This window comes from Aquimarina callyspongiae, assembly GCF_034322225.1.
Lineage (GTDB): Bacteria > Bacteroidota > Bacteroidia > Flavobacteriales > Flavobacteriaceae > Aquimarina.
Window position 1 is genome coordinate 525,597 of the sequence record NZ_JAXLPA010000004.1, and the last position, 14,319, is coordinate 539,915.

Consider the following 14,319-nt stretch of genomic DNA (forward strand, 5'->3'; position numbering starts at 1 on the left):
GAGTTTCAGTCTATAGTTTCTGGTTTATAGTTCTTTGGTAAGAGTTTTACATTCTAACTCAATTCTTTTGGTATATTCGAATAAAAAAATCTTAATTCTTCTTTTTGTATCTATAATTGTAAATATATTTACCATATGCAATCCAAAACAAAGTTATATCTTACGTTATTACTACCGATACAAATTATAATTGTTAAGATTCTTTCCTTCTTTCCTGAATTTATTGAACGTTTTTATAGTAATGGAATCTTTATCTACACTTCTAAAATATTGCGATATGTTTTTGGTTGGTTGCCCTTTTCTTTTGGAGATTTACTCTATTCAACATTGATTGTTCTTTTGATTAGGTTTTTATTCAAAAAAGTTTTTAAAAGAAGAATGGATTGGAAAAATGTACTGCTGGATATTGGAGCTACTTTATCCATTGTATATGCTTCTTTTCATTTATTATGGGGGATGAATTATTATCGATTACCTCTAAACGAAATTCTCCAAATAAATGATACATATACCGAAGAAGAATTAACCTTTGTAACTAATAAATTTATTGCGCAGGCTAATACTTTGCACCAGCAATTGGAACCTAATGACACGCTATCTGTAAAGATTCCTTATTCTAAGGATGAAATATTCGAAAAAACGGTTCCTGCATATAATCAAATAAAGGGAATTTTCCCTAAAATAAATTATACTCCAAAAAGTATTAAAACCTCTATACTAAGTCTTCCGTTAACTTATATGGGGTTTAGTGGATACTTAAACCCTATTACTAATGAGGCACAAGTGAATGGTTTAATTCTTAATTATAAAGCACCAACAACTAGTTGTCATGAGGAAGCACATCAGCTAGGATTTGCTAAAGAAAATGAAGCTAATTTCATGGCTGCTTTGACCACTATAAATTATGATGATATTTATTTTAAATATAGTGGGGTTACTTTTGCTTTAAAATTTTGTTTAAATGATCTCTACCTTCGCGATGAGCAAAAAGCAATATGTCTTATTGAGAAATTAAGACCTGGAATCAGGAAAAATTATCGTGAGGTTAATGAGTTTTGGGATAGTTATGAAAACCCTATTGAACCCTTTTTTAAAACTACTTATGACAGTTATTTAAAGGTCAATAACCAACCTGATGGCATCGAAACCTATAGTTATATGGTTGCACTATTAGTAAACTACTATAAAACGAGATTATAGTGTATTATAATGATCTAGGATCTTAATAACATCTTTCTCCTTTTTATAGCTTAATTTTGATGAGGAAGCGTATTTCTCAATTTCACTCTTTTTATCGTTTAGCACCTTTAACAAGTCTTTTTTCTTTAATCGTACTGTTTTTAAATTACCGGATTTATCCTTTATATAATATTGATAATCTTCGGTAAAAGTTGGTGGCATTGTTCCTCCTAATCCAGAAGAGGGTTCTACTGCTTTTTTAAGCGTTTTTTTGGGTTTTAAAACCAAAGAAGTGGATGCATCTTTATTAAAATCAATAAAATATCCTTTTATACCAACATCGTTCTTCATCATTACATACGAATAATTCTTTAAAACTACTTCTACTCCATCTTGCTTTAGTAAAGCAAAAGGTTTTTCTCCATTTAAGATTTCGATCTCATCGTGATATGCATTATACCGTATTGCATATTCATGGATCACTTTACCATTAAGATAAACTGTTGCCATTTTATACTTCTCTTCGTGATACTTACTTCCAGCAATTCCATCTTCAGTTATTACCTTTTCATTAATTGGTTTTGCAAAGGTATTTAGTCTAATAGCTGTTCCGGTTGGACTAATTACAGTAGTACTTTGGGTTTGTTGCGCTTGCACCCCAACAAAACTCAGGGTTATAATTCCTAAAACAAAGAGTGTTTTTCTCATGATTATTAGTATAATTTTCCCACAATTTAAATAATAAAATCCGGTTTTATCCTCAAAAAAAAGTCTGACTTGTTAAAATATTATTAATTAACAATCACTTTCTTTGGCAACAGCTATCTTTAAAACCAATTCACTTATACGCTAACTCTTATGAAAAAACTACTAATATCACTAACTGTGATATGTGGGAGCTTTACATTGTCTGCACAGGAATATTTTCCAAAAAACGACGGAGTCAAGACCACAGATTCAAATTTCACCGTATTTAAAAATGCAACTATTCACACTACTCCGGATACAGAGATCAAAAATGGTACTCTTGTTATTCAGAAGGGTAAGATTGTTCAAGTAGGAACATCTGTATCCATTCCTTCAAATAGTGTGGTGATCGACTTAAAAGGAAAACATATCTATGCTTCTTTTATTGATCCTTTTACAAATTTTGGTATCGAAAAGCCTAAACAAAAAGGAGGAAGTCCGTTTAGCGGAAACCCACAATATGGGGCTTCAAGAGAAGGGTATTATTGGAATGATCATATCCGCCCAGAAACAGATGCCTTAACTCATTTTAAATATAATAGTAAAAAGGCAACAGAATTTATAAAAGAAGGATTTGGAGTTGTTCAAACACATATGCCGGATGGGATTGTTAGAGGAACTGGATTATTAGTTGCTCTCAATAATGAAGGTACGAAAGGAGATCGCTTAATTAGTGGGAAATCTGCACAATTATTTTCTTTTTCTAAAAGTAATAAAAGTAAACAATTATATCCTACTTCATTAATGGGGTCCATGGCATTACTACGACAGATGTATCATGATGCTAATTGGTACGCATCTGGAAATGTAGCTACCAAAGATTTATCATTAGAGGCATTAAACCGTAATAAGAATTTACCTCAGATTTTTGAAGCTGGAAGCCGTGTAAATGGTTTTAGAGCTGATAAAGTTGGAGACCAATTTAATACTCAATTTATATTAGTAGGTGGTGGTGATGAGTATGCCAGAATTGATAAAGTAAAAGCTACCAATGCCAGATATATTATTCCGTTAGATTTTCCTGATGCTTATGATGTATCTGATCCTTATATGGCTAATCTTGTAAGTCTGGGTGATATGCGTCACTGGAATCAGGCTCCTAGTAATCCATCTGTTTTATCAAAAAATGGGATTACTTTTTCTTTAACTACTCATAAGCTTAAAAAAGTAGCAGATCTTAAAACAAGAATTGGTAAAGCAATTGAATATGGATTGGATAAAAAGACTGCTTTGGCTGCTTTAACTACAGTTCCTGCACAAATCCTAGGACAAAGTAACGTTTTAGGAAGTATAAAAAAAGGAGCATATGCCAACTTCTTGATCACAAAAGGAGAACTTTTTGACAAAGACAATATAATCTATGAAAATTGGGTGCAAGGCAATAAAAATGTAGTCAATGATATGAATGTTACTGATATTAGCGGAAAATACGATCTATCTGTTGCGGGAAAGAAGTATGATTTATCTATTTCAGGAAAACCTTCTAAACCTAAAGCCGAAATAAAACTTGGAGAAACAAAACTAGGTTCTAAAATAAACTATAGCAATGATTGGGTAACGATTACTTTTACAGATGCTGATACTACCAAAACCCGATATACCAGAATTGTAACATCCATTGCAAATAATTCAAATCTTTGGAGTGGTAAAGCAATACTTTCCAATGGATCAGAAACTACATTTACTGCTAAAAAGAAACCCGAAGAAGCTAAAGATAAAAAAGAAGCTAAAAAACCTTCTGACAAAAAAGAAACCCCAGAAGTTTTACCTGTTGTGTACCCTAATATTGCTTATGGTAGTTCTCAATTACCTAAGGCCGAAACAATACTATTTAAAAATGCTACTGTATGGACCAACGAATCCGACGGTATTTTAACTGAAACTGACGTATTAGTTAAGAATAGAAAAATTTCTGCTATCGGTAAAAATCTTTCTACAGGAGGTGCCAAAGTAATAGATGCTACCGGAAAGCATATTACTGCTGGAATTATAGATGAGCATTCTCATATTGCTGCTGCTGCCATTAACGAAGCTGGTCATAATTCTTCTGCAGAAGTTACTATTGAAGATGTAGTAACATCAGATGATATTGATATCTATAGAAATTTAGCAGGAGGAGTAACATCAATACAGATTTTACACGGTTCTGCCAATCCAATTGGTGGCCGTTCTGCTATACTAAAATTAAAATGGGGAGAAAGCGCAGATAATCTAATCTACAACAATTCTCCTAAGTTTATAAAATTTGCTTTAGGTGAAAATGTAAAACAAAGTAACTGGCAAAGTTTTAGTCGTTTTCCTCAATCCAGAATGGGTGTAGAACAATTATATATGGATTACTTTTCTCGTGCTAAAGCATATGAAAAACGTAAAAAGAGTGGTCAACCTTATCGCAAGGATACTGAAATGGAAACTCTTGTCGAAATCCTAAATGGCCAACGATATATTAGTTGTCATTCTTATGTGCAAAGTGAAATCAATATGCTGATGAAGGTAGCTGAAAAATTTAATTTCAGAGTAAATACCTTCACTCACATTTTAGAAGGATATAAAGTAGCCGATAAAATGGCTGCTCACGGTGTTGGTGGTTCTACTTTTTCAGACTGGTGGGCTTACAAATATGAAGTAAACGATGCTATCCCATACAATGCTGCAATTATGCATAATCAAGGAGTTGTTACTGCCATTAATAGTGATGATGGAGAAATGTCTCGCCGTTTAAATCAAGAAGCTGCAAAATCAGTAAAGTATGGTGGTGTAAGCGAAGAAGATGCTTTAAAATTTGTAACACTTAATCCTGCAAAACTTTTACATATAGAAAACCGAGTAGGTAGTTTAAAAGTAGGAAAAGATGCTGATTTGGTAGTATGGACTGATCATCCATTATCAATCTATGCTAAAGCTGAAAAAACGATGATAGAAGGAGCAATCTACTTTGATCTTGAAAAAGATAAAGTGCTAAGAAAATCTATTGCTTCAGAAAGAAATAAGTTATCTACTATGATGCTAAAAGCAAAAAATAGTGGTTTAAAAACACAGCCTCCTAAGAAAAAGGAAAAACAACATATGGAGTGTGAGACCTTAGAGACGATTCATTAATTTTAATAAGAACCTTTAAGGTTTAAACGATAAGACATGAAAAAAATAATATTCATAATAGTATTGTGTATCTTTTTCTTAGGAAACACAATCGCACAACAAACTCCAGCTAAAGCTCAAGCTGAAGCTATTACAATTACTGGTGCTACTGCACATATCGGTAATGGAGAGGTAATCGAAAATAGTATCATTACTTTCGAAAATGGTAAAATAACAGCTATAGGTACTGTAGGAAGTAGTAGTTCTAAAGGTACAGTAATTGACGCCTCCGGAAAACACGTATATCCTGGATTTATAGCTCCCAATTCGACATTAGGGCTGGTAGAAATAGGTGCCGTAAGAGCTACTGATGATGATAGTGAGATTGGGGCATACAACCCTCATATACGTAGTATTATTGCATATAATGCAGAAAGTAAAATTGTAGAGAGTATGCGTCCTAATGGGGTACTAACTGCTCAAATAACTCCTCGAGGCGGAAGAATCTCTGGAACCTCATCGATCGTACAATTAGATGCCTGGAACTGGGAGGATGCTACTATCAAAATCGATGAAGGAATTCATATTAACTGGCCAAGACCCTTTACAAGAGGTCGTTGGTGGTTAGGAGAAGATCCCGGTTTTAAACCCAATAAGAACTATACAAAACAAGTTACAGAGCTAGAAGATTTTATAAATAGTTCAAAAGCTTCTATACAATCTGGAGTTGCGGCAGAAAATCTTCCTCACCTTGCTATGAAAGGTATTTTTGAAGGTTCCCAAACATTATATGTTCATGTAGGTACAGAAAAAGCTATTCTTGATGTTATCACTTTTGGTAAAGAAAATAATATTAAAAAAATTGTAATCGTCGGAGGTGACGAAGCATATAAAGTAGCATCTCAATTAAAACAGCATAATATTGGCGTTTTATTAAAGCGAACGCATACTACTCCTAATTATGAAGATGATGATTATGATCAACCATACAAAAATGCAAAACTATTAGTAGATGCAGGGGTATTGGTTGCTTTACAAAACAGTGGGCAGATGGAACGTGCAAATGCAAGAAATCTTCCTTTTCAGGCCGGTACTGTTGCAGCACACGGATTGGACAAAGAAAAAGCTGTACAATTAATTACTGGCAATAGTGCGAAGATACTAGGTATTGACAATCAAACAGGAACACTTGAAATTGGAAAAGATGCTACTCTGTTTATTAGTATTGGCGATGCTTTAGATATGCGTACTAATCAACTAGAAAAAGCTTTTATTCAAGGGCGTGATATTAGTTTAGAAAGCCATCAGACCAAATTATGGAAACGATATAGCAATAAATACACTAAGTAACATTAAATGAAATATATAAAATGTCAGTTTAAGTCGTTTTTCGAAAGCCACTTAAACTGACATTTTTTTTGCTATAAATCCTAGCTTTTAAATTCCCATTTTCCCCATATGGTAACTGCTTTTATATTTTAAAGCCACCGTAGTTCTTACAGTTTCATAAATTTCATCTCCTCCTTTTGATCTCCACAAGGCTTTTACTCCTTCTTTCATCAACCACTTAAATGATGGTGTATAAGTTGGTCTCGGCACAAGATGCATCGTATCTGATGCTTCTAATGCTTCTGCATACATTTCTGCAGCTAGTTCTCGTAAATCTTCAGTAATTTCATGAAGCGTTATCGTAGTATCCGGATAAAAGAAATTAAGGATATCAGCAACCATTTCGTCGTTTTGAATCGAACTCATAGTAATATATTTAAATGTTGATTAATTATTACTAGACAAAGTTGATAAAACCTCTCTAATGACACTACCCTTTTTTCAGTGAAAATCATTCACTGAATTCCTTAATTTTCAGCCTTTCCTAAACTCCTTCATATCTTCAAGAGCGCTAATAAGCATATTTACATGATTTAATGTGCAGCTTTCACCCATAATACCTACTCGCCATATCTTACCAGCAAAATCTCCTAACCCTCCACCTACTTCAATATTATACTCCTGTAATAGTTTATTTCTGATCAAAGCCTCATCATTGCCTTCTGGTAAATACACCGCATTTAAATTAGGGAGTCTATATTGTTCTTCTACTAAATAACTAAAACCTAGAGATTCTAATTTGATTTTTAACACCTGATGTACTTTTTGATGTCTTTGCCAGCGGTTTTCTAATCCTTCTTCCAAAACAATTCGTAGTGATTCTCGTAACGCATATACAGAAGATACTGGAGCTGTGTGGTGATATGCTCGTTTTGCACCATCCCAATAGTTCTTAACCAAACTTAAATCTAAAAACCAACTTTGTACTTTTGTCTTTCTATTTTCTAATGCTTCTACTGCTCTATCAGAAAAACTAACTGGTGATAATCCAGGAGGAGCGCTCAAACATTTTTGAGTTCCTGTATAAATAGCATCAATATCCCATTCATCTACTTTGAGCTCCATACCACAATATGACGTTACAGCGTCTACCATCAATAAACCTCCTGCGTTATGGACTAAATCACTTATTTCTTGTATTGGCTGTAATGTTCCCGTAGAAGTTTCTGCATGTACCAGAGATACTAATTTTGGTTTAGGACAAATATCTAAGACTTTTTTGATATCTTCTGGAGTAATCACCTCTCCCCAGGGCACTTCTACTTTATGTACTAAAGCACCACAACGTTCTGCAATATCAGCCATTCTACCTCCAAAAACTCCATTAACACAGATGATTACCTCATCTCCCGGTTCTAATAAATTAACCAAACAAGTTTCCATACCTGCACTACCAGGAGCGGATACGACAAAAGTTAAATGATTTTTTGTAATAAATGTTTCCTGAACCATCGTCTTTACCTCATCCATGATAGTAACAAACTCAGGATCTAAATGACCAATCAAAGGAGTAGCCATAGCTTTTAATACTCTAGGGTGGGCATCAGAAGGACCAGGCCCCATTAATATTCTTTGACTAGTATTCAATTCTGTATACATACATTAGGTTTTATATTAATCTTATACTTTTATTAATACGATCAAATAGCATTTTTACCTGTTCTTTTAATTTCTATAATTAACAGACAAAACGCTTTCTTTAAATATTCCGATTGGTACGTAACCTAATTATGTGCTCAATCGTAAAATTAAACAATTTTGACTTGAGCATATTTTATCATTTGATCGATTATTTCTTCAAATCATCTAAAAACAGATTTTTATTAAATTATCATAATTCAAATACTATCTGGGTTGATACATTCTCAAAATAAAGCATTGATTTTTATTAAAAATAAGTTTTATAAATAAAGAAACCCATCGATTTCTCGACAGGTTTCTAATCATATTGCTTTTTGATTTTTATAAGGTTCCTCCTTTTTCAATCGTAGGTTTTTTAAACAAAGAAGTAGGTGCCTTTTCTTTACTTGCCTTTGCATTAACAAAATTTCTTTCGCTCTTTACTTCTCCAACTACACCTTCTTTATAATCCATCCATTTTAAAGTCTTAGGTAAAATTAATCCGTTTACATCATTCCAGTCAGAGTATTCTATCAGACTTACTCTTTCACTTGTTTCTTTACTGAAGAAAGTAACAGTATAACCTAAATATTTCATTTGATGTGTTGAAGCATCATAATATAAGAAGTAATTATCCTTTGGAGAATCTCCTACTCCATCACCATATGATACTTTATATCCTGGATATTTAGTATCTCCTACTGTTAGATCTTCTACTTTTTCATAAGTGATACCATCATCTCCTAAAACGAAAGGCATTGCATAAAAATAGAACATCAGATTGTGATAGAAACGAGGGTTTCCTTTAAAATAGGTAGAATCTTGCTCAATCCATGCTTCTTCACCATCAAAACCTAAGGCAAACTTATCAGTTTCGATACGTGCATGTCTGGTTTTAAGATCTGTGGTATGTTTTTCATTACCTTCTGGATTTGCTAATTCAAAAATCAAAGTATTCTGTTGATCAAATGCCTGGATACCTCCGTGGGCTTTAAAAACAGCAGCTATATCCGCCGGAAAATCTTTAGAACGATCAGGAACAATTTCTTCTTTAGGCTCTTCCTTAGCAATTGTTTCTTTTTCTGGTTTGGTTTGCTGATTACAGGATAAGAATACAGTTACAGCAAATAATAATACAGTTAGTTTTTTCATTAGTTACTTTGTGGGTTGACGTTTAAAGCTATAATAGTCGTACAACTTCAATAACCTTACATTTTTTTGTGAAAATTATAAAAAACACCTTAATCTAAAATTGTGGAAAATCAAATCACTTCTTTTTTTCTACAATCTTACCTGCATCATAAACGTGATTTTTATCTGAAAAAATATAACTTCTATCATTATACTTAAACGTCTTTGGATCTGCACCTTCTATAATTTTTCCCAGAAAAAAAACATGATTAGCATCTTTGGTATATCCGTATTCTACTTCTTCAAATGTATAGGCGTCAGCTTCTTTAATAATATCTCCTTCATAATAAATCTTATCATCTACTTTGATAATTGATGTAGCATTAAAGAATTTGATCTCATTATGATCATTAAAAGGTATTTTAATAATATCGTCAATAATTTCACTACCTCTATTATCTAAATAGACAAATAAATGCTTATCATCTCGAATATATAAAGAAGTTAAAACTATTACTTCAGAAAGATTGACGTCTATTTTTTTTAATGGCTTATCATACCAGTAATAGTATACTCCGTTAATGTCTTTACAAAAATATTCATTGAGAATCTCAAAAGAGTTTCTGTCTACTACAGCAGTTTTTTTATTATTTCTAAATACAGATTTTTTATCTTTTGCAAAAGTATAATTCAATTGTTCATATGATTCAGGATCTGCATCTTCTAATATTTTAAATCCCTCTTTATCTGTATCGTCTAGATAGTATAGGTCATCAACAAGAATATACACATGGTTTTTATCTATTGGCACATATCCTGACTTAACTGTAAATGAGGGAACATCTATCTTTGAATTAATAGCTCTGGATTTATAATATGCACTATTTTTATCCTTAGCATAATCTCTACCAAGTACTTGAAAAGTCTCAAAATCAACTTTCATCTCCCGTTTCCCTAAAGAAAACCAATTCCCCATAGAACTGTAGATAATCCCTTGATTATCTCTGGTGTAGTAGTATGAATCTGACAACTCTTTATCAACTTCTTTTCCAAACGGATTAAAGAAACGATATATCCCATAAATACATAAAGAAGCTATACTGATAAATACTATGGCTACTATCATAATTATCTTTTTTATCATAGTAACAAAATTATGGAAAGCTTTACTTTATTATCCCCCTATAAACAGTGATTCTATTATGTTTTCTGTTTTTTCTTTTTGGCAGCAGGAAACAATACATTATTAAGGATAAGTCTATATCCTGGAGAGTTAGGGTGTAACTCTAATTCGGTTTTGGGATCACCGACTCTATGTGTATAATCTTCGGGATCATGGCCGCCATAAAAAGTAAAAAAACCTTTTCCTTTTATTCCATGAATATAACGTGCTTCTCCATTAGTTCTATTTTCTCCCAGTGTCAACACATTAGATTTAATTTCATTAGGATTATATGCAGTAGTTTGCCCCATAAATCCTTTTACTAAAGCAGTATGATTTTGACATAACATGGTAGGAATTGGATCCCATTTTGCAGAAAAATCCATTAAAGTAAAATAATCCGTGGTTCTGGAAATTCTACGTTTTCGAGTCATATCTATTGAAGAAAACTCATATACATTAGGACTACGCTCCAGTGTAAAGTTTTTAAATGCAAAAGTCCTATTATAATCTATTTTAGATTGATATCCTGGTTCACTGGGATCCCCATCAAACATAGGTTCACAAATATCTACTCCTTCTGCAGCTAATGCAATTTCAAAACTATCGGTAGCACTACACATTGCAAACATAAACCCTCCTCCTACAACATAATCTCTGATTTTAAGAGCTACTGCCAGTTTTTCTTCAGAGACTTTTTGATATCCAAGTTCAGAAGCCAGTTTTTCTGCTTGTGCTTTTTCTCTTATATACCATGGAGCTGCTCTATACGACGCATAAAATTTACCGTATTGACCAGTAAAGTCTTCATGATGTAAATGCAACCAATCGTATAAAATCAGGTTATCTTCTAATACTTCTTTATCATAAATGGTTTCGTACGGAATCTCTGCAAAAGTTAATACCATTGTAACAGCATCATCCCAAGGCTGATTCCCTTTAGGAGAATATACAGCGATCTTAGGAGCTTTTTCTAACACTACAGCTTCCATATTCTGTGAAGGGCTACTAATCTCTTCTAGAATAGATTCTGTTTTATCATCACTAAGTACTTCATAAGAAACCCCTCTAATTGTACATTCTTTTCTGATATCCTCTGTGTCAGGTAAAAGAAAAGAACCTCCTCTATAATTAAGCAGCCATTTAACCTTAAGATCTTTACTTAATGTCCAATATGTAATACCGTATGCTTTTAAGTGATTTTGTTGACCTTCAGCATCCATAGGTATTAATACATAGGACGCATAGGATTGAAACGTAAACAAAAAGATTAAAGCATAAGTAAAGTTTCTGGTTAATTTTTCTGATACATTAATCCAGTTAAATAATTGAATTATTTTAGAAAGGTACTTCGTCATCATCATTAGAATCATTTATACTGCTCCCAAAAGCTTCATCGGCACTAGGAAGATTACTCGTACTAAACGGTTCTTCTTCTTCTTTACCATCATTCATCTTTGAATGAAACTCAAAAGGAGTGCTAAAGTCATCTAAGTTATCAAATTTACCTAAGTGACCAACGAATTTTAACCTAATATTCTCTAAACCACCATTACGGTGCTTAGCTACGATGAATTCTCCTTGTCCTTGTGTAGGTGATCTTTCTTCATCATCCCACTCATCAATCTTATAATATTCTGGTCTATAGATAAACGATACAATATCCGCATCCTGCTCAATCGCTCCAGATTCACGAAGGTCACTAAGAAGTGGTCTTTTACTTCCTCCACGGGTTTCTACAGCACGTGATAACTGAGATAATGCGATCACCGGAACATTTAATTCTTTGGCCAAAGCTTTAAGGTTACGAGATATAGTAGAAATTTCTTGTTCACGATTTCCATTCTTTCCAGACCCTCCAGCCGTCATTAACTGCAAGTAATCAATCACGATCATCCTTATCCCATGTTGCGAAGAAAGACGTCTCGCTTTTGCTCTAAGGTCAAAAATCGATAATGATGGAGTATCATCAATAAACAAAGGTGCTTTTTCTAGGTCTTTTACCTTTACATTTAATTGTTCCCACTCGTGCTTCTCTAGTTTACCGGTACGTAATTTTTCTGAAGAAAGCCCTGTTTCTGATGAGATCAAACGAGTAATAAGCTGTACCGATGACATCTCCAGAGAAAAGAAAGCCACTGGAATATTTTGACCAACTGCCATATTTCTCGCCATCGAAAGCGTTAAAGCGGTTTTTCCCATACCCGGACGGGCAGCTACAATGATTAAATCACTAGGCTGCCATCCGGATGTTAATTTATCCAGCTTATCAAAACCGGACGGTACTCCACTTAATCCTTCTTTGTTTGATATCTCTTGAATCTTTTTCTTTGCCTGGATCACAAGACTCTGAGCAGATTCAGTTGATCTTTTTATATTTCCTTGAGTTACTTCATATAATTTTGATTCTGCCATATCCAACAGATCAAATACATCTGTTGTTTCATCATACGATTCTTCAATAATCTCGTTTGATATTTTAATCAAACTTCTTTGTATATATTTTTGAAGAATTATACGTGCATGAAACTCGATATGTGCCGAAGAGGCTACTTTTTGAGTCAATTGAATCAAATAATAATCTCCACCCGCCAATTCTAGCTTAGCATCTTTCTTTAATTGGGTAGAAACCGTTAATAAGTCGATTGGCTCTGAGTTTTCGAAGAGTTTAAAGATTGCTTCGAAGATGTATTGATGTGCTTCACGATAAAAAACGTCAGGATTCAGTATGTCAATAATTTCATCAACCCCTTTTTTATCAATCATCATTGCTCCGAGCACAACTTCCTCTAAATCAATTGCTTGAGGAGGTATTTTTCCTTTCTCAAGCGATATTACGTTCCCCCGACCGTAATTTATTTGCTGAGTTTGTTGTACTTTTTCCATGACTACGAATGTAAAAAAATTGTAAAGAGATGTACCTACTTATAAAGATACGAATGTTCACCGGTCTTTAACAAATGAACTGTTAATAACTTGATTTTATTGTTGATAAGCATAAAAAAATCCGAAGCACGAAACTTCAGATTTAGTGAATAAGCGATTTTTTAAGGGCTAGCCTTTAAAGACTCCCATATCTGCATATTTATTCATTCGGTTTTCAACCAATTCTTCTGGTGATAAGTTTTTTAATTCATCATAAGATGTTAAAATTTTATCTCTTACAGTTTTGAATATTTTTTCTCGATCGCTATGAGCTCCTCCAAGTGGTTCTTTTACGATTTCATCAATTAGTTTTTGCTTTTTCATATCAGTCGCTGTCAGCTTTAAGGCTTCTGCTGCTTGCTCTTTATACTCCCAGCTACGCCAAAGAATTGATGAACAAGATTCTGGAGAAATTACAGAGTACCATGTATTTTCTAACATTAATACTTTATCTCCTACTCCAATGCCTAATGCACCTCCACTAGCTCCTTCTCCAATAATCACTACTGTGATAGGAACTTTAAGACGAGTCATTTCTAAAATATTGCGAGCAATAGCTTCACCTTGTCCTCTTTCTTCTGCTTCTAATCCTGGATAAGCTCCTGGAGTATCTACAAAACAAACTACTGGTATCCCGAATTTTTCGGCACTTTTCATAAGACGAAGTGCTTTACGATATCCTTCTGGATTCGCCATTCCGAAATTACGATATTGTCTGGTCTTGGTATTATATCCTTTTTGCTGACCAATAAACATAAAGCTTTGATCACCAATTTTACCTAATCCACCAATCATGGCTTTATCATCACGTACTGTTCTATCTCCGTGCAATTCTAAAAAAGATTCTCCACAAATCGCATCAACATAATCTAATGTATAAGGTCTGGAAGGATGTCTCGAAAGCTGAACTCTCTGCCAAGGTGTAAGATTTTTATAAATCTCTTTTTTGGTATCTTTTAGCTTTTTTTCGATTTGCTTACAGGTATCCGTTACATCTACTTCGCTCTCTTCTCCTATTGCGCAAGCTTTCTCGAATTGTTCTTCAAGTTCTTTTATGGGGAGTTCAAATTCTAAATATTCCATAATAA

Annotated in this window: 11 protein-coding genes; 3 read left to right on the top strand and 8 right to left on the bottom strand. The window is 33.5% G+C overall.

Going from position 1 to position 14,319, the window contains the following annotated elements; genetic code table 11:
• Nucleotides 1–135: 135 nt before the first annotated feature.
• Nucleotides 136–1,200 carry a DUF3810 domain-containing protein gene (locus tag U0D62_RS18960; RefSeq protein WP_322288907.1) on the top strand — a complete coding sequence of 355 codons (1,065 nt, stop codon included), beginning with the start codon at nucleotides 136–138 and terminating at the stop codon, nucleotides 1,198–1,200.
• Here the strand turns inward: U0D62_RS18960 and U0D62_RS18965 are convergent.
• On the bottom strand, nucleotides 1,195–1,887 hold the full coding sequence (locus U0D62_RS18965; RefSeq protein ID WP_322288908.1) for a hypothetical protein: 693 nt from the start codon (nucleotides 1,885–1,887) through the stop codon (nucleotides 1,195–1,197). The two genes, U0D62_RS18960 and U0D62_RS18965, sit on opposite strands and share 6 nt — an antisense overlap.
• A gap of 150 nt (nucleotides 1,888–2,037) precedes the next feature.
• Here U0D62_RS18965 and U0D62_RS18970 point away from each other — a divergent pair, with 150 nt between their 5' ends.
• Both U0D62_RS18970 and U0D62_RS18975 read left to right on the top strand, forming a co-directional pair.
• Nucleotides 2,038–5,025 carry an amidohydrolase family protein gene (locus U0D62_RS18970; protein ID WP_322288909.1) on the top strand — a complete coding sequence of 996 codons (2,988 nt, stop codon included), beginning with the start codon at nucleotides 2,038–2,040 and terminating at the stop codon, nucleotides 5,023–5,025.
• A gap of 36 nt (nucleotides 5,026–5,061) precedes the next feature.
• Nucleotides 5,062–6,354, top strand: a complete 1,293-nt coding sequence (locus tag U0D62_RS18975) for an amidohydrolase family protein (protein WP_322288910.1) — start codon at nucleotides 5,062–5,064, stop codon at nucleotides 6,352–6,354.
• A gap of 87 nt (nucleotides 6,355–6,441) precedes the next feature.
• Here the strand turns inward: U0D62_RS18975 and U0D62_RS18980 are convergent, their stop codons facing one another.
• From U0D62_RS18980 to U0D62_RS19010, 7 genes are all read right to left on the bottom strand, one after another.
• Nucleotides 6,442–6,759 (bottom strand): hypothetical protein, encoded by a 318-nt coding sequence (locus tag U0D62_RS18980; protein ID WP_322288911.1) that lies wholly within the window; start codon nucleotides 6,757–6,759, stop codon nucleotides 6,442–6,444.
• 108 nt (nucleotides 6,760–6,867) lie between these two features.
• A complete protein-coding gene (locus U0D62_RS18985; protein WP_322288912.1) occupies nucleotides 6,868–7,992 on the bottom strand; it encodes a pyridoxal-phosphate-dependent aminotransferase family protein in 1,125 nt (374 codons plus the stop codon).
• A gap of 363 nt (nucleotides 7,993–8,355) precedes the next feature.
• Nucleotides 8,356–9,165, bottom strand: coding sequence for a DUF6503 family protein (locus U0D62_RS18990; RefSeq protein WP_322288913.1), 810 nt, complete (start codon nucleotides 9,163–9,165; stop codon nucleotides 8,356–8,358).
• A 115-nt stretch (nucleotides 9,166–9,280) separates the two neighbouring features.
• Nucleotides 9,281–10,270 (bottom strand): DKNYY domain-containing protein, encoded by a 990-nt coding sequence (locus tag U0D62_RS18995; RefSeq protein WP_322288914.1) that lies wholly within the window; start codon nucleotides 10,268–10,270, stop codon nucleotides 9,281–9,283.
• A gap of 74 nt (nucleotides 10,271–10,344) precedes the next feature.
• A complete protein-coding gene (locus tag U0D62_RS19000; protein ID WP_322289106.1) occupies nucleotides 10,345–11,529 on the bottom strand; it encodes an asparagine synthetase B in 1,185 nt (394 codons plus the stop codon).
• 115 nt (nucleotides 11,530–11,644) lie between these two features.
• A complete protein-coding gene (dnaB, locus tag U0D62_RS19005) occupies nucleotides 11,645–13,192 on the bottom strand; it encodes a replicative DNA helicase (RefSeq protein ID WP_322288915.1) in 1,548 nt (515 codons plus the stop codon).
• A 168-nt stretch (nucleotides 13,193–13,360) separates the two neighbouring features.
• Nucleotides 13,361–14,314 (bottom strand): acetyl-CoA carboxylase carboxyltransferase subunit alpha, encoded by a 954-nt coding sequence (locus U0D62_RS19010; RefSeq protein WP_322288916.1) that lies wholly within the window; start codon nucleotides 14,312–14,314, stop codon nucleotides 13,361–13,363.
• Between the last annotated feature and the right edge of the window lie 5 nt (nucleotides 14,315–14,319).